The organism is Salsipaludibacter albus, from assembly GCF_019798055.1.
GTDB lineage: Bacteria > Actinomycetota > Nitriliruptoria > Nitriliruptorales > Nitriliruptoraceae > Salsipaludibacter > Salsipaludibacter albus.
This window is the reverse complement of record NZ_JAHOPH010000048.1, coordinates 1-19723: the sequence shown is the minus strand read 5'-3', so window position 1 is coordinate 19723 and position 19723 is coordinate 1. Positions and strand designations below refer to the sequence as shown.

Sequence of the window (19723 nt, the reverse complement as noted above, 5' to 3'; positions counted from 1 at the left end):
CGCCACCCCGATCCCCGACGACCCCCCCGTCACCAACACCCTCCTCCCCTCCAACAACCCCATCACCATCTCCTCATCCGATGCGCTGCCAAACTGACACGCCGATCTTCGGAGAGGCAGCCGCCACGTCACCGACCGGCGATCCCGACGGAGCCAGTTCCCCGGAGTCCGCGAGAACGCACGTGCCCCGCAGGAGACCCGTGAGCAGGAGACCCGTGAGCGGGTCGGCGTTGCAAGAGGTCGGCCTCAAGCGGAGCGGACCGCGACATGGGACAGCTCGCTGGACCATGTCAAGGGAGCACCAAGGGCCGACCGTCGCAACGACGATCCGCGATGGGTCGGCGATGGACGCTCAGACGTTCATGCCCATTGCGCGAAGTTCCTCGCGGACGTAGTCCGCCATCATGTCGGTCGACCACGGCGGCGAGAACGTGAACTCGACGTCGACGGACTCGACCCCCGGCATCGCGCCCAGGATCACGCTGCACTGCTGGTGGATGACCTCGGTCAGCGGGCAGCCCATCGTCGTCAGCGTCATCAGGACGTGGACGTGGCCCTCGGAGTCGTCGGGCTTGGTGACCTCGTAGACCAGGCCGAGGTCGACGATGTTGTAGCCGATCTCGGGGTCGATGACGGCGCGCAGGCCGTTGAGCAGGTCGGCCTCGTACGGCAGGCCGTCGTCGGCCAGCTTGAGCCCGGCGAACGGGCCGTCGTCGCCGGTGCCGGTCTTCACGTCACCTGCCTGCTCGTTGGCGCGACGCTGGGACTCCAGCGCGTCCATGGTCGCCTGCTCGGCCGCCACGTCGGGGCTGGCCGGGGCGGTCGTCTGGTCGGCAGTGGTGCTGCTCATGGCCGATTCCTTCGGATGGTCGGGCCGGTCGGGTCGTTGGAGGTGGCGCACGTGGTGCAACGTCGCGTGTGCGCCCAGCCTTCCCGTCACTCGTGGGTGACGGCGTGGGCGGCGTCGCCACCACGGTAGGTCTCGATGGCGTCCTTGACGGCCATCCATCCCAGCAGGGCGCACTTCACCCGGACGGGGAACTTGGCGACGCCCTGGAAGGCGATCCCGTCCTCGAGGTCGTCGAGACGCTCCGGGTCGTCCCCGTGCATCATCATGCGGAAGTTCTCGGACAGGTCCAGCACGTCGTCGAGCTCGCGGCCGGTCACGGCCTGGGTCATCGCCGAGGCGGACGCCTGGGAGATGGAGCACCCGTCACCGTCGAAGACGACCGCGTCGAGGTGGTCGTCGACGACCCGGATGCGCAGGTCCATCTCGTCACCGCACAGCGGGTTGGAGTGGTGAACCTTGGCGTCGGTGCCCTCGAGCTCGCCGGCGCGGTTGTGGGGCTTGCGATAGTGGTCCAGGATGATGTCCTGGTACATGTCCTCGAGGCTCACGTGTGGCCCTGTCTCCGACGTCTCGATCGGTCCTCGGGGGTGCGGTCGGCCCCCCGGACCCTTCCTGCAAGGCTATCGGCACCCACTCCTCCGCCGGCGCGCGGCCACCGCCGGACGACCGGCCCCGGCACGCTCCCGTGGCGTCGGGCGGGGTGCACCGACCCGTACACTCGCGCGCTCCCCCGGCTCCCCCTACCTTTCGGAACGCTGCCATGCCCTCGTCCCTGTCGGTGCGCCCCCGCACGTCCTCGGCGCGACGCCGTCGTCGACGTCTCGTAGCCGTCGTCGTCGTCCTTGTCGTCGTGGCCCTCGCCGCCGTCGCCTGGTGGCTGACGGTGCCGGTCGCGGGCCCGGTCATCACGATCGACGGCCTGGAGGACGGGGCGCTGGTCTCGGCGCAGGACCTGGCCGACGGCTCGGTCGTGGTCACGGCCGCGGATGCCACCCCGGGCTCGCTGACCGTGGCGCTTGACGGCGAGCCGGTCCCGGCCGGTGACGGGACCAGCGCGACGATCGGTCCCGACGTGCTCGGTGGCCTGGAGGACGGGGACCACACGCTGGAGGTCCGGGCCGGCGAGGACGGACTGCGCAGCGACGCATCGTCGACCACCCTGCAGTTCGTCGTCGACACGACCCCGCCGACCCTGAGCCTGCCCGAGACCGTCGAGGCCACGGGGCTGGACGAGCCACTCGAGGTCGACTTCACGGCCGAGGAGGCGTCCGCCGTGGTCAGCGACGACGGCGAGGTGACCTACGCCGACGGCGCCGGGTCGGTGCAGTGGGCCACGCCGCCGGCGACCGTCACCCTCACGGCGACCGACGAGGCCGGCAACGCCGCCACCGCCGAGGTGCCGGTGATCGTGCCGTTCCCGGGCGGTCGCGCGGTCCACACGACCCCGTCCGCGTGGCAGTACGAGCCCAAGCGCACCGCCGTGCTGGACATGATCGACGCCGGCTTGATCGACGCGGTGCAGCTGGACGTCAAGGACGAGGCGGGCGACATCGGGTTCGACTCGTCCGTGGAGCTTGCGGACCAGACCGGGGCCGACGACCTCAACGAGTCGTTCGACGCCGCTGCCGCCGTGGCCGACCTGCACGAGCGTGGGGTCCGCGTGATCGGCCGGCTGGTGGTCTACAAGGACCCGAAGCTGGCCCAGTGGGCGTGGGAGAACGACCGCCGGGACATGGTGACCCAGACCGACGACGGCGAGCCGTTCACCGGGTCCTACGGCGAGTTCGCCTTCACCAACTTCGCCCACCCCGACGTGCAGCAGTACAACGTCGACATCGCCCTGGAGGCGGCCTCGATGGGCTTCGACGACATCCTCTACGACTACATCCGTCGGCCGGACGGCTCCCTGGACGGCATGGAGTTCCCGGGGATCGGGGATCGCACGCCCGAGGAGGCGGTGGTGGAGATGATGGCGACCGCCTATCCGCTGCTGCGCGAGCAGGGCGTGTGGGTGGGGGCCTCGGTGTTCGGCATCGCCGTGACCCGGCCCACCGAGATCGCCCAGGACATCCCGGCCATGGCCGAGCACGTCGACTACATCGCGCCGATGGTCTATCCCAACCACTGGGGCCCGGGCGAGTACGGCCTGGACTCGCCCGAGGACGCGCCCTACGAGATCGTCGAGCAGTCCCTGGCGGACTTCCAGGAGCAGGTCGCGGGGACCGACACCGTGATCATGCCGTGGCTGCAGGACTTCGGTGGCTACGGCGAGTCCGAGGTCCGGGCCCAGATCGAGGCGACGGAGGCCGCGACCGGCAACGCCTGGTTCCTGCTGTGGAACTCGGGTGCGAACTACACGACGTCGGCCCTGGACCCGATCGCGTCGACGGAGTAGTCGGCACGCACCGACCTGGTTGACGGTGCTGACTCCGGTGTGCGAAGATTCGCCGTTCTCGTGGCTGCGAGGACGACGGACACCGCCATCGGAGGGTCGGATGACGACCGCGACATCGCTGCTGGGCCGGGACGAGGCGGCACGCTTCGACCGGGACGGGTTCCTGTTCCCCCTGGACGCCTTCACCCCCGACGAGGCAGCCGACTGGGCCGACCAGGTCCTGGCCCTGGACACCGACGGCGTGGCGGACCACCCGGTGCCGTGGAACCAGAAGACCTACCTCCTGCTGCCGTCGCTGGACGGCCTGGTCCGCGACCCCCGGCTGACCGGGCTGGTGGCCGGGATCCTCGGCGAGGACCTGCTCGCACTGAGCGCGGACGTGTTCGTCAAGCAGCCCCACTCGACCAGGCGGATCACCTGGCACCAGGACGTCAACTTCTGGGACCTCGCGCCGTGGGACATGCTGACCGCGTGGGTCGCGCTGACCCCGGCCACCACCGACAACGGATGCATGCGCTACGCACCGGGAGGCCATCGCGGTCGCATCACCCACGTCGAGCATCCCGACCCGGACAACATGCTGTCACGTGGCCAGGAGCTGGCCGTGGAGGTCGACGAGGCCACCGTCGCGACGGTGGAGATGGCACCCGGGCAGGTGTCGTTCCACCACGGACTGTGTCCGCACGCCTCGGGCCCGAACACCACCGACGACCCCCGGGTCGGCTTCGCGATCCGCTACGCCGCCACGCGGGTGCGCCAGCAGGCCGGTCCGCCGATCAGCGCCCGACTCGCCCGGGGACGGGACCTGTACGGCCACTTCGCCCTCGAGGACGGCCCCGACGCGCCGGTGTCGGCCACCGCGCGCGCCAACCACCTCGCCGCGCTCGCACCCCACGAGGCGACCGGCTTCTCGACGGTGTAGCCGCCCGGTCAGTGTCGCCAGGACAGGACCCGCGCGCGCTAGGGTGGGCTGCTCGCCCGCGTCGCATCGGGATCCGCTGTGTCCACCTCCCCCACCGACCCGACCGGGGTCCTCACCGACGAGGTCGTGCTGGTCGACGAGCTGGGCGAGCCCATGGGCACCATGGGCAAGTTGGCGGCCCACGAGGCACCCGGGCACTGGCACGCGGCCTTCTCGGCGATGCTGGTCGATCCCGCGGGCAGGATCCTGCTGCAACGCCGGGCGACGACCAAGTACCACTTCGGCGGTCGCTGGACCAACTCCTGCTGCAGCCATCCGGCCGCGGGCGAGCCCCTGGCGGCGGCGGTCCGTCGCCGCGTCCCCGACGAGCTGGGCCTCGACGTGTCCGACCGTCCCGTCCGGTTGGCCGGGGCCTTCTTCTACACCGCCCACGACCCGGGGAGCGGGCTGCAGGAGCGCGAGTACGACCGGGTCGTGGTGGTGTCGGACGTCGACCCGGCGCTGGTCCGCCCCGTCCCCGGCGAGGTGGACGAGATCGCCTGGACCACGATGGCGCAGGCACGACGTCGGTGCGAGGATCCCGACAGCGTCACGCCGTGGTTCCCCACGGTGCTGGACCTGCTGGCCGTCCACCCCGACCTCCACCTGGCCTGATCCAGGAGCGGGCCATGCGGGGCTGGTCGGCTCCGGGGGCGGACCAGCCGGTCGTCCACGAGGTCAGGTGGGGATGCCACCGGCGCGCAGGACCAGGTCCTTGACGTCGGCCAGGGCCCAGTCTCCGTCCCGCGCCAGGGACGGGTCGCTGCACACCAGCACGGGTCCGTGCTCCGGTGCGGACGGGTGACGTCCGTGCGTGCCCGCGACGGGGGCGGGATCGGTCGGGACCACGTCCATGCGGTAGCGCATGCCGGCCTTCTTGCGGGCCAGGGCCGCACCGGCCCGGGCCTTGACGAAGCGGTCCTCGGGGTCGAAGAACAGCTCGGCCGGGTCGTAGCCCGGCTTGCGGTGGATCTCGACCTGCTTCGCGAAGTCCGGTCGGCGCTGCTCGTCCAGCCAGTAGTAGTAGGTGAACCAGGCACCGGGTTCGGCGACGGCGACCAGGTCGCCGGCACGTTCGTGGGCCAGCCCGGCGGCCTCCTTGCCGGCCTGGTCCAGCACCTCGTCGACCCCGGGCAGCGCCGCCACGAGCTCGGCCACGCGAGCCCGGTCGTCCGGGTCGTCGACGTACAGGTGGGCCACCTGGTGGTCAGCCACGGCGAACGCGCGCGACGTCCACGGGTCGAGGTACTCCATGCCGTCCTGGGTGTGGACCTCCAGCAGGCCGGCCTCGCGCAGGGCACGGTTGACGTCGATCGGGGTGTCGGCCGCCTCGATGCCGTACTCGCTGGTCACGATGACGGTCGCACCACGGGCGATCATCCCCTCGAGCAGCTCGCCGGCGAGCTCGTCGACCAGGGCGAGCGCCGCCATGGCCTCGGGTCCGTCGGGCCCGTGGCGCTGCAGGTCGTAGTCGAGGTGGGGCAGGTAGACCAGGGTGAGGTCGGGACGACGGCTGGCGAACAGGTGCGCGGCGGCCTGCGCGATCCAGCGCGACGACGACAGGTCGGCCGTGGGCCCCCAGTAGGTGAACAGCGGGAAGGTGCCGAACTGGTCGGTCAGCTCGTCGCGCAGCTGTGGCGGGCGGGTGTAGCAGTCGGGCTCCTTGCGCCCGTCGCTGTAGTAGATCGGGCGCGGCGTCACGGTCCAGTCGGTGTCGGCGCCCATGGCGTACCACCAGCACACGTTCGCCACGGTGTAGTCCGGGTCGACGGCGCGGGCCGCGTCCCACACCTTCTCGCCCTGCACGAGCCGGTTGTGCTGGCGCCACAGGAACACCTCGCCGAGGTCGCGGAAGTACCAGCCGTTGCCGACGATGCCGTGGTCGGTCGGGTCCAGCCCGGTGAGCATCGTGGACTGGGCGCTGCACGTCACGGCCGGCAGGATCCCGGCCATGGGGGCGGAGAAGCCCCCGTCGGCGATCGCACGGAGTCGTGGCGCCTGCTCGAGCAGCGCCGGGGTCAGGCCGACGACGTTGACGACGACGACCGGTCGGCGGCCGGCGGTGGCACGGATGGTGAGGTCGGGCTGGTCACTCATGGGAGTCTCGACGATCGTGGTTCGGGGACGTGGTGGGGTGGGCTCAGCGGGGGTCGACGGCGGGGTCGACGGCGGGGTCGAGCGGCTCGAGCCCGAGGTCGACCAGGCGCGCCGCGGTCCAGGCCAGCTCGGCGGCGATCCCGTCGACGATCCGGGCGTGGGCGTCATCGTCGCTGCCGGCCCGGTCCTCGGGGAGGACGTGCCAGGTGTAGGTCTCGACGTCGAGGTGGTGGACGCGACAGGTGTCGCCGCCGACGAGGGTCTCCAGCGACGCCACCAGGTCGGCCTGGGTGGTGGCGGCGTCGTCGTGGTGCACGGGCAGGTGGACGTGGACCCGCCAGTCCCCCACGCCCGGCAGCCCCGGGCCCGGCCCGTCGCCGAGCGCCTCGGGCAGGTCGTCGGCACTGGCCAGGGAGCCGTCGGACGCGCGCTCGCGGACCTGGTGGAGGAAGGGCGAGTCGGCGTGGGACATCGCGGCGGCCCGATGGTCCGTGGCCGGAGCGGCCAGGTGCAGCCCGGCCGACACCTGGGCCTTGTGGACGGCCACGCCGGCGGGGTCGAGCAGCCCGAGCGCCTCGGCGGCGGTCTCGAACTGGACCGCCAGGTGGCACAGGTCGAGGCAGGCGCCGAGGTGGTCGGCGTCGGCCCCGGCCAGGACGTCGGCGAGCTGCCCGGCCTCCTCGATGCGGCAGCCCGGCTCGGGCTCGACCGCCAGCGCGACCCGGCGCCCGGTGGCCGCGGCGAGCTCGGCCAGCTCCTCCCCGGCACGGTCCAGGGCGGCCCGGCCCCGGCGGGTGGCGTCGTCGTCGAACGCGGTGCGCCAGCCCAGCGGCAGGGTCGAGATCGAGCCCACCTCGACGTCGTCGGGCAACAGGTCGACCAGCACGTGGGCGAGCCGGACGGTGTGCTCGAGTCGGTCCGCATGGCACCAGTCGGGCTCGTAGACCCGGTGCTTGACCACCTCGTCGTGGAACCCGGCGTAGGGGAAGCCGTTGAGCGTCACGACCTCGCACCCGGCCTCGTCGATCGCCCCACGCAGCCGACGTCGGGCCGTCGGGTCGGCGTCCAGCGCGCGGGCGACGTCGTCGGCCAGCCACAACCCGACTCCCAGCAGGGACCACCCCAGCCGCTCGCGGATGGGGGCCGACCAGGTGGCGAGCTGGTCCACCACGCCGTCGAGGTCCTCGGCGGCATGGACGTTGGAGCAGTACGACAGGTGGACGGTCGAACCGTCCGGGTGGCGGAAACGCATCGCTCAGCCGCTCGTGCGCCGGATCGACGATCCCTCGAAGGTCGAGTCCGCCTCCTGGCCCGGGACGTCGAGCTCCAGGCGCCCGGACTGGCCGTAGGCCGCGACCGGGTTGTCCCACACGACCGTGCTGATGTCGTCGTCGGAGAAGCCGGCCTCCTGCATGGCCGCGACGACCTTGGACACCTTCAGTGGGTCACTGCGACCCCAGTCCGCGGCCGAGTTCACCAGCATCCGCTCGGTCCCGTACTCCTGCAGGATCGCGACCATGCGGCGCTCGTCGACCTTGGTGTCCGGATAGATCGAGAAGGCCATCCAGCACCCCGTGTCGGCCAGCACCTCGACCGTCAGCTCGTTGTTGTGGTCGATGATGCTGCGCTCGGGGGGGAAGTCCTGCTCGGCCAGCACGTCCAGCGTGCGCCTGGTGCCGGCCAGCTTGTCCCGGTGCGGCGTGTGCACCAGCATCGGCAGGTCGGCATCGGCGGCCAGGGCGATCTGGGCGCTGAACGCGTCGTCCTCCGCGGGCGTCATGGAGTCGTAGCCGACCTCGCCGACCGCGACGACGCGGTCCTTGGCGAGCCATCGGGGCAGCACCTCGAGGACCTCCCGGGCCAGCCCGGTGTCGTTGGCCTCCTTGGGATTCAGCGCGATCGTGCAGTGGTGGGCGATGCCGAACTGCGCGGCCCGGTAGGGCTCCCAGCCGACCAGCGACGCGAAGTAGTCGACGAAGCTGCCGACACTCGTGCGTGGCTGGCCAAGCCAGAAGGCCGGCTCGACGATGGCGGTGACACCGCTGTCGGCCATGGCCTCGTAGTCGTCGGTGGTGCGTGACGTCATGTGGACGTGGGGGTCGAAGATTCTCACGGCAGTGCTCCGCTGCGGTCGGGAAGCCGTCGTGGACCGATGGTGGCCGGTCCGGTGGGCGGCGGGGTCAGGGTCGGGCGTCCAGGGCGGCCGCCGCGGCAGCGGCCCGGTGGGGGTCCTCGTGGTCGCGCTCGGCCTCGATCGCCGCGAGCCGGTCGGCAGGCGGATGACGGTCGATCACGGTCCACACGCTGGCCGGCACCGCCCGGCCGGCGGCGACGCGTTCGTGCACGAAGTCGGCCATCATCCGGGACAGCTCGGGGGTCACGCGGTCGGGGATGCCGGCGATGCGCTCGAGGTCGAGGTCGACGAACACCGCCTTGAGCACGGCCTGGGCGAAGCCGTCGTCGTCCAGCACGGCCACGCCGGCCGGGCCGAGGGCGGCCGCGACCAGGCGGACGTCGTTGGTCCGCAGCGCGTCGTCGACCAGCTCGGCGGTCACCTCGTCGTCCACCTCGACCACTTCCAGCGACCGGAGCACCCCACGACGCTCCCGGGCGTCCCCGTGGGTGTAGCAGTCGCGCAGCTCGCCCGGACGCGCGCCCGGGTCGACGGCGGCGAGCAGCAGTGCCCGCCCGGCATCGTCCCGGTGCCACACGAAGGGGTCGTCGCCGTCGCCGCCGGGTGCCAGCGGGCCACGACCGACCCGGCGGGACACGGCCGGGAACAGCACGCGGACGGCGGCCGGGTCGTCGCCGATGCGGTCGCGGGACTCGGCGAACCACGCACGCGCGTCGTCGTCGAGGCGCGCGTCGAGGTGCGCGGTGACCTCGGCCGGGTCGGTGGGGGCGGTCTGGTCGGTCATGCGGCAGCCTCCGGGGACGTCGCGTCGCGCAGTGCCGCCATCGAGTCGGGCACCATCGTGTGGGCGGTGTGGCCGTGACGGGGCAGCTCCACCGACACCAGCCCGTCGTAGTCGATCTCCTGCAGTGCCGCCAGTGAACCCGCCAGGTCGACCTCGCCGGTGCCGAACGGCAGGTGCTCGTGCACACCGCGTCGCATGTCCTCGACCTGGACGTGGACGAGCCGGTCCGCGACCCGACGCACGCAGTCCGGCTCCGGGTCGTCCTCCAGGCACCGGCAGTGGCCGATGTCGAGGGTGATGCCCAGCTCGGGCGGATCACCCAGGTCGGCCGCCAGGCGTTCGAAGGTCGCGATCGTGTCGACGACCATGCCGGGCTCGGGCTCGAAGCCCAGCACGACCCCGGCGTCGCCCGCGATGTCCACGACCTCGCGGGTCCCGGTGACGACCCGCTCCCAGGCCTCGTCGGCCGCAACGCCGTCGGGCGCGATCCCCGACCACAGGTGCAGCACCGGCGCGTCCAGCGCCGCGGCGATGTCGGCAGCGCGGGCGTAGAAGTCCAGCCGGCGTCGACGACCGTGGTCGCTGGCGAGGTTGGGCTGGTGCTTGGCGAACGGGTCGAGCACGAACCGTCCGCCGGTCTCGACCACGACGTCGAGGTCGTGGTCGGCCAGCAACCGGGCCGCCGCGGCCACCCGTTCGTCGAGGTCGTCGGCGAACGGGTCCAGGTGCCAGTGGTCCAGGGTCAGGGCGATGCCGTCGTAGCCGTGCTCGGCGAGCAGCGCGCAGGCGTCGGCCAGGCGGTGATCGGACAGCCCGTTGCTGCCGTAGGCGAGACGCAGCGGGCTCATGTCACCGCTCCCGACCGCGCGAGTCGACGCAGCAGCCCGGCGGCACGACCTGCCAGGGCCGTGGCGGTCGCCGGGATCCAGGCCCCGGCTCCGGCGAGCAGCCCGGTCTGGAGGGCGCTGTTGGCCATCACCCCGCCACCGACCGCGGCCTGGACGACCTCGGGGTCGTCGGGTGACCGGACGGCCGACGTGTAGCCGCCCAGCACCCGGCGCAGGTACTCGGCCGCGCCGACCGCGGCCGCCACCCGCGTGGCCACCGTGTGCCAGGCCGGCCCGTCGCTGCCGGCCCGCCACGGATGGACCTGGACCAGGGATGCCGCGGCCAGCGCCAGCCCGGTCGCGAGCCGCGCCGACGGACCGGCGCCACCGTGGACCTCGTGGCGGCTGAGCTGGGTCAGGCCGAAGGCATGCGTGGCGGCCGCCGCCACCGCGGGCAGGGCTGCTCGGCGATCCCCGCCACTGGCACCCAGCGCCACGTCCAGGCCGCGACAGGCGGCCATCAGGACCGGGCCAGCCGGGGTGTCCTTCGCGACCAGGTCGTAGGCGACCACGGCCCCGGCCAGCGGCAGGGCGACCGCCAGGGCCCGTCCGCGCCCGACCATGCCGGCCACGGCCACGCCACCGGCGAGCAGGCCGGCAGCGATCGACAGGGCGGTGTCGGGCGCGACCCGCCCCGAGGGGATCGGGCGCTCCGGTCGCTCCACGGCGTCGAGGTCCCGGTCCGCCCAGTCGTTGAGTGCCATGCCGCCGAGGTACAGCAGCGCCGAGGCGATCGGCATCGCCCGGCCACGGTCCCATCCCGCGAGGGTCGCCCCCGACCAGGCGTCACCGGGGACGGACACGACGGCAGGCAGGCGGACCAGCTCGGCCAGGTCGGCGAGGTCGGCGCTCGCCGGAGCGGGGCGGTTCACGGGTTCGTGCCGACCGCCACGTCCTCGGCCAGTCCCCCGACCTCGTCCACCAGCTCGGCGAACTGCTCGGCGAGTCGGCGTGGCCCGTCGCCCAGCGGGGCCTTGAAGAAGTAGCCCAGCCACTGCTGGGGACCGGTGCGACCGGCCCGCCCGGCCGCGACCACCAGCCGGGCCAGGTCCAGCACCAGCGGCGCAGCAAGCGTCGAGTCGCAGCCCTGCCAGGTGAACTGCATCTGCATCCGGGTGCCCAGGAAGCCCTCGAACGTGATCAGGTCCCAGGCGGTCTTCCAGTCACCCAGGTCGGACACGTTGTCGATCCGGACCGGACCCTCGGGTCGGTGGCCGAGGATGTCGCCCAGCACGTCACCCTTGGACTCGACCTTGGACGCCGCGGTCACGGGGTCGGCGAGGGTCTGCCCGTCGCCGCCGCCGAGGAGGTTCATCCCCGACCACGAGTGCACGTGCAGGGCGCGGTCGGCGAACATCGGGGCCAGCGCCGTCTTGACCAGGGTCTCCCCGGTCTTGCCGTCCCGACCGGCGACCGGGACCCGGCCGGTGGCCAGGTCGAGGATCGCAGGCACGGTCAGGGCGGACGACGGGGTGAAGTCGACGAAGGCGTGGCCCCCACGGATCGCGGCCAGCGCGTACAGGCCGCTGGGTGGGAGCACGTCGGAGTCCCGTGCGACGGCCGCGAGCAGCGCCTCGGGGTCGTGGTGGGCGGGGTGGTCGGCGATCGGCGCCTCGGTCGACGACACGTTGACCACGACCACGTCGTCGAGGTCGTGCTCGGTGGCGAACCGCTCGAGCTCGTCACCGATCCGTGCGACGGCGGCCGACGGGTGCTGGGCAGCCTCGTCCGCGGCGATGCCGGGCACGACCCTGCGGTCGATCGCCTGCAGGTCGTCGGCCAGGGCCTGTGACAGCGCGAGCGGGAAGACACCACCCTGGGCGAGCAGTTCGGCCCGCTTGGCCAGCGAGGTCCCGGACGGGTCGCAGCCGCCCAGCACGACGTCGCCCAGCGAGGGCAGGTCGGCCTGGGCGAAGGGTGCGGAGCCGGTCACCATGCCGGTCGCGGTGGCGCGACCGGCCGGGATCGCGGCGCTGCCGACCGCGGCCGTGGTCGCGACGGAACCCCGTGCACCGACCAGCCAGACGCCCCACCGGCGATCGGATCCGGGCAGGGGACGGTGCTCGGCACTCACGTGCGGCTCCTCGGTCGGGACGTCGTCGGGCGGCGCGCCGCCCGGGATCGAACCTATCGACCGTCCCCCGATTTGTCTCTTGGCCCAACGAAAGCATGGCACGCATCGAACAATGTCATGGGAGTTCGCGCACCGTCCTGCCGCGCCCACCTCGACGACACCGGTCCAGGTGTCCGGGGATGGACCGACTCAGCGTGCGAAGAAGGTCCGTGCGCGCTCGAGGCCCTCGACCAGCGGACCGAGGTCGTCGCGGTCGTTGTAGAGCCCCAGCGAGGCACGCGCGGTGGCGTTCACGCCGAGCTCGCGCATCAGCGGCTTGGCGCAGTGGTGACCGACCCGGATCGCCACCCCGTGCTGGTCCAGCATCGCCCCGACGTCGTGGGGGTGCACCCCGGCCAGCTCGAAGGACACGGCCCCGCCACGCAGGTCCGGGTCCATCGGTCCGTGGACGGTCACGCCCTCGACCGACAGCAGCGCGTCGATCAGCTCGCCGACCAGCTCGTGCTCGTGGGCCCGCACGCGATCCATCCCCAGGTCGGTGAGGTAGTCGACCGCCGTGCCGAGACCGCCGACCTCGGCGATCATCGGCGTGCCCGCCTCGAACTTGTGCGGGACCTCGTTGGTCGTGAACCCGTCCAGCGTCACGTCCAGGATCATCTCGCCACCCGTCAGGAACGGTGGCATCTCCTCGAGCAGCTCGGGGCGTGCCGCCAGCATCCCGACCCCGGTCGGGCCACACATCTTGTGCCCGGTCGCGGCGTAGAAGTCCACGCCCAGGTCGCGCACGCTGACCGGCATCTGCGGCACCGCCTGGCTGCCGTCGACCAGCACCCGGCAGTCCGGGTTGGCGTCACGCGCCATCTCGGCCAGTGCCGCGACGTCGTTGATCGTGCCGAGCACGTTGGAGACGTGCACCAGCGCGAGGAACGTGACCTTGCCGTCGGCCAGCAGTTCGCGGGCGACGTCGTGGTCGAGGCGACCATCGGGGGTCAGCGGGATGGTGCGCAGGTCGAAGCCACGGTCCTGCTGGGCGTGCAGGTAGGGCACGAAGTTCGCGTGGTGCTCCATGCGCGTGGTGAGCAGCGCGTCGTCGGGTCCCAGCCGGGTGCGGACCCACGACCACGCGACGAGGTTCATCGCCTCGGTCGAGTTCTTGGTGAACACCAGGCCCTCGACGGGCGTGTCGATGAAGGTGGCCATCCGGGACCGACCACGCTCGAACAGGTCGGTGGCCTCCTCGGCCAGTTGGTAGACCCCGCGGTGGACGTTGGAGCGGAACCGCGAGTAGTAGTCGTCCATGGTGTCCATGACGACCTGGGGGGTCTGCGAGGACGCCCCCGAGTCGAGGTAGACCAGGCGCCGGCCGTGGACGGTCCGCGACAACGTCGGGAAGTCGACCCGACGAGCCGCGCCCAGCGCGGTGGCCGTGCGGGTTGTCGTGGCGCTCACGGTGACGGCCTCTCTCGGCGAGTGGGGATCGGTGCCTGCGTGTCCGGTGGTGGTCGTGTCGGAGGTGCCGGGACGCGTGGTGGTCACCGTACGCCCGGCGCGGTCATCGGCTCAGGCCGAGACCGCGTAATGCTCGTAACCGTGCTCCTCGAGCTCGTCGGCCAGCTCGGGACCGCCCGACGCGACGATCCGACCGCCGAGCATGACGTGCACCTCGTCGGGCGTCAGGTAGCGCAGGATGCGGGTGTAGTGGGTGATGACCAGGACCCCGAGGTCGGGGCCACGGAGCCGGTCGATGCCCTCGGAGACGATCCGCAGGGCGTCGACGTCCAGCCCGGAGTCGGTCTCGTCCAGCACCGCGACCTCGGGTCGCAGCAGCGCCATCTGGAGGATCTCGAAGCGCTTCTTCTCGCCACCCGAGAAGCCCTCGTTGACACTGCGCTGGAGGAACGACTCGTCGACGTCGAGGTCGGACATCGCGGTGCGCAGCTCACCCATGAACTCCCGCACCGGCTTGTCCTCCTCGAGCCGGGCGTTGACCGCCGTGCGCAGGAAGTTGGTCAGGGACACGCCCGGAACCTCGACGGGGTACTGCATCGCGAGGAACACGCCGGCGCGGTTGCGCTCGTCGGGTGTCCACTCGGTGATGTCCTCACCCTTGAACAGGATCTCGCCACCGGTCACCTCGTAGGCGGGGTGGCCGGCGATCGCGTAGGCCAGGGTCGACTTGCCGGACCCGTTGGGGCCCATCAGGGCCAACGTCTTCCCCTTCTCCAGGTCCAGGGTGACGCCCTTGAGGATGTCGGTGCCGTCGACGCGGACCGTGAGGTCGCGGATGGAGAGTTCTGCCATGACTGGATGTCCTTGCTTCGTGGCGCTGGGCGCGGGGGTGTGGCGGTGCGTGGCGGACGGCCGATCGGGCCGTCGCCGTTCGTGGTGGAGGGACCTGCTCAGTCCCTCGGGGTGTCGACACGACCGGCCGAGACGTTGACCTGGTCGAGGTCGGCGAGGTCGATCTCGCGCTCGATGGCAGCCAGGGTCCGCTCGCCGATGGACGGCAGCGTGATCTGCTCGAGGACCTCGTTGAAGAAGCCGAGCACGATCAGGCGCAGCGCCTGCTCACGGCGCAGGCCGCGGGCCTGCAGGTAGAACAGGTGGCGGGCGTCGATCTGGCCGGTGGCGGAGCCGTGGCCGGCGGTGATGTCGGCGCACTCGATCTCCAGGAAGGGCGTGGAGTCGGCCCGCGCGCCCTTCGTGAGGATCAGGTTGCGGTTGTTCTCGTTGGTGGTGGTCCCGACGGCCTCGCGGGCGACGTAGACGTTGCCGCGGAACACGGCACGGCTCTTGCCCTGCAGCGCGCCCTTGTAGAGGACGTCGGAGGTGGCCCGCGGCGCGATGTGGCGCATGTAGGGCTGGACGTCGAAGTGCTGGCCCTCGTCGGCGAAGTAGATCCCCGACGGGAACGCGGACGCACCGGGGCCGAGCAGGTCGACCTCGGGGCGCAGCCGCACGGTCGCCCCACCCAGCGTCGCCGAGTAGTGGCGCACGGTGGCATCGCGATGGGCGCCGGCCTTCTGCAGGGACAGGAAGGCGACGTCGTCGCCGTGCTCGTTGACCGAGATGACGTCGACGAACGAACTGTCCCGGGCGATCACCTCGACGACCTCGTCGACCAGGACCGGGGTCTTGTTGCGGGATGCGCGGGGCGCGTCCGGCAGGTCGCCACCGAGGTGTTCGAGCACCAGCGTGACCCGAGCGTGGTGCTCGGCGACGGCCAGCACGCGGGGCAGGTGGACCCCCGGCCGGGTCGCGTAGGTCTGGATGCCGATCGGGGCGGTGACCTCGAGCTCGGCCGGGACGTGGACGAACACGCCCGCGTCCCACAGCGCGTCGTTGGTCGAGATCGTGCGGTCCTCGTCACGGCCCGACCCGGTTCCGGTGGTGGTCAGGGAGCCGAGGTGTTCGCTGACGACGCCGGCACAGGGGCCTGCCGCGGCGTCGCGCAGGCTCTCGACGACCAGGCCACGGTCAGCCCAGTCCTCGTCGACGCGGATCGACAGGACGGCACCGTCCACGACCGTCACGGTCGCGGCCGGGGACTCGAGGGTGTCGACGACGCCCTCGGCCAGTTCGACGCACTCGGCGTCGACCGGCTCGACCAGTGGCAGGGTCACGTCGACCAGGCGGTCGAAGGGCGTGTTGCGCCAGTACTCGTCGGCCCGGCGGTTGGGCCAGTCCTGGTCGAGCCAGGTCTTGAACGCCGCGAGGCGGCGGTCGGTCATCCACGAGGGCTCGCCGGCCGCGGTCGAGCGGTCCAGCACCACGTCCTCGGTGATGGCGTCCAGGCTGGTCGGGGTGTCGGTGGTGGGAGCGGTCGAGGTCGTCATCCGATCGCACCCTCCATCTCGATCGCGATCAGGCGGTTGAGCTCGACGGCGTACTCCATCGGCAGCTCACGCGCGACCGGCTCGATGAAGCCACGCACGATCATCGCGGTCGCCTCGTCCTCGTCGATGCCACGCGACTGCATGTAGAACAGCTGCTCGTCGGACACCTTCGAGACCGTCGCCTCGTGCTCGATGGTCGCGTCCTCCTCACCGATCTCCATGTAGGGATAGGTGTCGGTGCGCGACTCGTCGTCGAGCATCAGGGCGTCGCACTTCACGGCGGCGCGGGAGTTGTGCGCCCCCGGCGTGATCTTGACCAGGCCGCGGTAGGACGTCCGGCCCGCGCCCTTGGAGATCGACTTGGACAGGATGTTGGAGGTCGTGTTGGGCGCGTTGTGGACCATCTTGGCCCCGGCGTCCTGGTGCTGGCCGTCCTTGGCGTAGGCGACCGACAGCACCTCGCCCGAGGCACCCTCGTCCATCAGCCACACGGCCGGGTACTTCATCGTGACCTTGGAGCCGATGTTGCCGTCGATCCACTCCATGGTGGCGTTCTTGTAGGCCATCGCCCGCTTGGTGACCAGGTTGTAGACGTTGGTCGACCAGTTCTGGATGGTCGTGTAGCGGACCTTCGCGCGGTCCTTGACGATGATCTCGACGACCGCGGAGTGCAGCGAGTCCGACGAGTAGATCGGCGCGGTGCAGCCCTCCACGTAGTGCACCTTGGAGCCGGGCTCGGCGATGATGAGCGTGCGCTCGAACTGGCCCATGTTCTGCTTGTTGATGCGGAAGTAGGCCTGCAACGGGATGTCGACCTCGACCCCCTCGGGGATCCAGATGAACGACCCACCGGACCACACCGCGGTGTTGAGCGCGGCGAACTTGTTGTCGTTGGCCGGGATCACCGTGGCGAAGTGCTTGCGGAACAGTTCCTCGTGCTCGCGCAGGGCCGTGTCGGTGTCCTGGAAGATGACGCCGCGCTCCTCGAGGTCCTCGCGGACCTTGTGGTAGAGCACGGTCGACTCGTACTGGGCGGCGACGCCGGCGACCAGCCGCTTGCGCTCGGCCTCCGGGATGCCCAGCTTCTCGTAGGTCTCCATGATCTCGGGGGGCAGGTCCTCCCACGAGTCGGCCTGCTTCTCGGCGGCCTCGACGTAGTAGAAGATGTCGTCGAAGCTGATGCCGGACAGGTCCGCGCCCCAGTTGGGCATCGGGCGACGCTCGTAGGCCTCGAAGGCGCGCAGGCGCAGGTCCCGCATCCAGGCGGGCTCGTCCTTGCGCTCCGAGATCGCCGCCACGACGTCGCGGGTCAGGCCGCGACCGGACGTGAACGAGTAGCCCTCGTCGGTGTCGGACCAGCCGAACTTGTACTCGCCGAGTTCGTCGGCGACTGCCTGCTGGCGGTCACGGGCGGACTCGGTGACGGCGGGATCTGGCCGAGTGTCTGTCCGGGTGTCTGGGGTGGTGCCCGGGGTCTCGGTCTGGCTCATCGTGTGCTCCAGTGTCGAGCGTTGCGATCGGACGGGTGGAAGGACGGTGGGGTGCCGGTGGGGACAACGTGTCCGCTCCGGGTGGTGTTCCGACGGCCGGTCATGGGGTGTCGGCCTGGTCGTGGACCAGCGGGAGCACGCGGTCGTCGTCGACGTCGACGACCACCACGGCGCATTCACAGGTGGCGTCCCCGGCAGCACGCGAGGCACCGCGACGGATCCGCACGTCGTCGCCCAGGACCCGCGAGAACTCGGCTGCCTCGGCGTGGCAGACCTGCGGATGGGCACGCGCGACGTCCATCACGGTGCAGTGGTGTTGGCGCAGAACGTATCCGTCGTCGCCCTCGACCACCGTGGCGGGCGCGCCGGCGTCGGTCAGGGCCGCGGCGAGCTGCGCGAGGCGGTCGTCGAGGCGGTCGGCGTCGACCCGGGCGGCGAGGTCGTCGGCCTGCCGGCGGGCACGCCAGCCGAGGAAGTCGGCGACGCCCTGCGGACCGGCCGACAGTTGCAGCCACTCGAGCAGTTCGGACGCCAGCGCGGCGTAGTCCTGGGGCAGCAGTGCGTGCCCACGGTCGGTGAGGTGGTAGCGGGTGACCGGCCGGCCGGGACCGGTCGGGTCGTCGCGTCGTCCGGCGACCCAGCCCTCGTCGACCAGCCGCTGGACGTGGCGACGGATCGCCACCTCCGAGATCTCCAGGTCGTCGGCGAGCTCGGCCACGGTGGCGTCGCGCCCGGCGATGACGGTGACCATCCGCGCGCGGGTGTCCCCGAGCAGGCGCAACAGCCCCGACGTGTCGGGGTCGGCGGTGGCGGCGGTCGAGGAGATGACGGATCCCGGTTTGTGAACACTTCTGTTGAAATACTATCGCACGCGCCAGTGGACCGGCGTCGACCTATGGTCCGACGAGTCGGCGCGGCGTCGTGGAGCCGGTGTCAGGCAGGTGCGCGCAGCCGAGCCGCCAGGCCGGTGGTCCGGTCGGTGTCCCCACGACGCTGGGCACCGTCGGCCAGGGCCGCGGCCTGGCCGACGACGATCAGGGCCCGCTCCGCCCGGCTGATCGCCGTGTAGAGCAGGTTGCGACGCAGCATGATCCGGTGGCTGCGGTCGGCGACCAGCACCACCACGGGCCACTGGCCACCCTGGGACTTGTGCACGGTGATCGCCCAGGCATGGGTCAGCTCGGCGACGCTGTCACTGTCGAAGGTCACCACGCGGGTCCCCAGCCGGACCTGCAGCGAGTTCCTGCCCACGTCCACGACCATGCCGACGTCGCCGTTGGACACGTCGAGGTCGGCGTCGTTGCGGGTCACCATCACCCGGTCCCCGACCTGGAGGGTGCGGTAGGAGCGCTGTCCGGTGTCGGGGTTGAGCCGTTCCTTGAGTGCGGCGTTGAGGGCGTCCACGCCACACGGCCCCCGGTACATCGGGGCGACCACCTGGATGTCGTCCACCTCGACGTCGAAGTAGTCGGGGGCACGCACCGCGACCGCCTCCACGACCCGGGCCGTGACGACCTCGCGCCGGGACTCCTCGGCCATGAACACGTCGCCGTCGACGCCGCGGATCGGTCCGACCTGTCCGGCGTTGACCTCCCGGGCCAGGGCGACGATCCGCGAGGCGGCGGCCTGGCGGTGGATCTCGTCGAGGTGGGTCACCGGGACCACGTCCGAGGCGACGACGTCGGCGAGCACGTCGCCGGACCCGACCGACGGGAGCTGGTCGGGGTCGCCGACCAGCACCAAGTGCGTCCCCGGCTCGATCGCGTCGGTCAGGGAGCGCAGCAGTGCGGTGTCGCACATCGACACCTCGTCCACCACGACCATGTCGAAGCCGAGCGGGTCGTCGCGCCCGTACGAGAACACGAACCCCCCACCCCCGTCGATCGCGTCCAGCGGTCGGGCCCCCAGCAGCCGGTGGATGGTCGAGGCCTCCATGCCCACCAGTTCCTCGACCCGCTTGGCGGCACGTCCGGTCGGTGCGCACAGGGCGACGTCGGCGCCGAGGTCGGCCGCGGCCGCGACGATCTCGGCGACCGTGCGGGTCTTGCCGGTCCCCGGTCCCCCGGTCAGCACGGTCACCGGATGGGCGATGGCGGTCGCGACCGCCCGGCGCTGCCCGTCGGTGAGCTCGTCGGGCACGGTCCGCTCCCCCGCCCCCGGCAGGTCCACCAGCCGCCCCGGCGCCTCGGCCAGCGCGCGCAGGTTGGCCGCGAGC

18 protein-coding genes are annotated in these 19723 nt (G+C 71.8%); 3 read left to right on the top strand and 15 right to left on the bottom strand.

Annotated features, from left to right (window positions below; all coding sequences use genetic code 11):
- Positions 1-352 precede the first annotated feature (352 nt).
- Together KR546_RS17940 and sufU are read right to left on the bottom strand one after the other, a co-directional pair.
- The gene (locus KR546_RS17940) at positions 353-850 is read right to left on the bottom strand and encodes a metal-sulfur cluster assembly factor (RefSeq protein ID WP_238446096.1); all 498 of its coding nucleotides are present in this window, start codon (positions 848-850) and stop codon (positions 353-355) included.
- 86 nt (positions 851-936) lie between these two features.
- The gene (gene sufU / locus KR546_RS17935) at positions 937-1398 is read right to left on the bottom strand and encodes a Fe-S cluster assembly sulfur transfer protein SufU (RefSeq protein ID WP_238446095.1); all 462 of its coding nucleotides are present in this window, start codon (positions 1396-1398) and stop codon (positions 937-939) included.
- A 212-nt stretch (positions 1399-1610) separates the two neighbouring features.
- Between sufU and KR546_RS17930 the strand changes: the two genes are divergently transcribed.
- The 3 genes from KR546_RS17930 (at position 1611) to idi (ending at position 4821) form a co-directional block, all read left to right on the top strand.
- Positions 1611-3245: a putative glycoside hydrolase gene (locus KR546_RS17930; RefSeq protein WP_238446094.1), complete on the top strand. Its 1635-nt coding sequence runs from the start codon at positions 1611-1613 to the stop codon at positions 3243-3245.
- Between the two features lie 100 nt (positions 3246-3345).
- Complete coding sequence (locus tag KR546_RS17925; protein WP_238446093.1) at positions 3346-4167, top strand: phytanoyl-CoA dioxygenase family protein; 822 nt, start codon at positions 3346-3348, stop codon at positions 4165-4167.
- 78 nt (positions 4168-4245) lie between these two features.
- Positions 4246-4821, top strand: coding sequence for an isopentenyl-diphosphate Delta-isomerase (gene idi / locus KR546_RS17920; protein ID WP_238446092.1), 576 nt, complete (start codon positions 4246-4248; stop codon positions 4819-4821).
- 63 nt (positions 4822-4884) lie between these two features.
- On the opposite strand, the gene KR546_RS17915 is transcribed toward idi, so the two are convergent.
- From KR546_RS17915 to KR546_RS17855, 13 genes are all read right to left on the bottom strand, one after another.
- Positions 4885-6303, bottom strand: a complete 1419-nt coding sequence (locus KR546_RS17915) for an alkaline phosphatase family protein (RefSeq protein WP_238446091.1) — start codon at positions 6301-6303, stop codon at positions 4885-4887.
- Positions 6304-6346: 43 nt separating this feature from the next.
- A complete protein-coding gene (eboE, locus tag KR546_RS17910) occupies positions 6347-7555 on the bottom strand; it encodes a metabolite traffic protein EboE (RefSeq protein ID WP_238446090.1) in 1209 nt (402 codons plus the stop codon).
- A gap of 3 nt (positions 7556-7558) precedes the next feature.
- Positions 7559-8416 carry a TatD family hydrolase gene (locus KR546_RS17905; RefSeq protein ID WP_238446089.1) on the bottom strand — a complete coding sequence of 286 codons (858 nt, stop codon included), beginning with the start codon at positions 8414-8416 and terminating at the stop codon, positions 7559-7561.
- A gap of 67 nt (positions 8417-8483) precedes the next feature.
- The gene (locus KR546_RS17900; protein ID WP_238446088.1) at positions 8484-9221 is read right to left on the bottom strand and encodes an EboA domain-containing protein; all 738 of its coding nucleotides are present in this window, start codon (positions 9219-9221) and stop codon (positions 8484-8486) included.
- Positions 9218-10069 (bottom strand): sugar phosphate isomerase/epimerase family protein, encoded by an 852-nt coding sequence (locus KR546_RS17895; protein ID WP_238446087.1) that lies wholly within the window; start codon positions 10067-10069, stop codon positions 9218-9220. Before KR546_RS17895 ends, KR546_RS17900 begins: the two co-directional genes overlap by 4 nt.
- Positions 10066-10980, bottom strand: coding sequence for an SCO3242 family prenyltransferase (locus KR546_RS17890; protein WP_238446086.1), 915 nt, complete (start codon positions 10978-10980; stop codon positions 10066-10068). Before KR546_RS17890 ends, KR546_RS17895 begins: the two co-directional genes overlap by 4 nt.
- A complete protein-coding gene (locus tag KR546_RS17885; RefSeq protein ID WP_238446085.1) occupies positions 10977-12182 on the bottom strand; it encodes an inositol-3-phosphate synthase in 1206 nt (401 codons plus the stop codon). Before KR546_RS17885 ends, KR546_RS17890 begins: the two co-directional genes overlap by 4 nt.
- 189 nt (positions 12183-12371) lie before the next feature.
- Positions 12372-13631: a SufS family cysteine desulfurase gene (locus KR546_RS17880; RefSeq protein WP_238446084.1), complete on the bottom strand. Its 1260-nt coding sequence runs from the start codon at positions 13629-13631 to the stop codon at positions 12372-12374.
- A 111-nt stretch (positions 13632-13742) separates the two neighbouring features.
- Complete coding sequence (gene sufC, locus KR546_RS17875) at positions 13743-14483, bottom strand: Fe-S cluster assembly ATPase SufC (RefSeq protein ID WP_238446083.1); 741 nt, start codon at positions 14481-14483, stop codon at positions 13743-13745.
- A 98-nt stretch (positions 14484-14581) separates the two neighbouring features.
- Positions 14582-16018, bottom strand: a complete 1437-nt coding sequence (sufD, locus tag KR546_RS17870; protein WP_238446082.1) for a Fe-S cluster assembly protein SufD — start codon at positions 16016-16018, stop codon at positions 14582-14584.
- Positions 16015-17508: a Fe-S cluster assembly protein SufB gene (gene sufB, locus KR546_RS17865; protein WP_238446081.1), complete on the bottom strand. Its 1494-nt coding sequence runs from the start codon at positions 17506-17508 to the stop codon at positions 16015-16017. The genes sufD and sufB overlap by 4 nt, the downstream gene beginning before the upstream one ends.
- Positions 17509-17608: 100 nt before the next feature.
- A complete protein-coding gene (locus KR546_RS17860; RefSeq protein WP_420804264.1) occupies positions 17609-18289 on the bottom strand; it encodes a helix-turn-helix transcriptional regulator in 681 nt (226 codons plus the stop codon).
- 152 nt (positions 18290-18441) lie between these two features.
- On the bottom strand, positions 18442-19723 hold a 1282-nt coding region (locus KR546_RS17855; RefSeq protein ID WP_238446079.1), incomplete at its 5' end, for an ATP-dependent DNA helicase.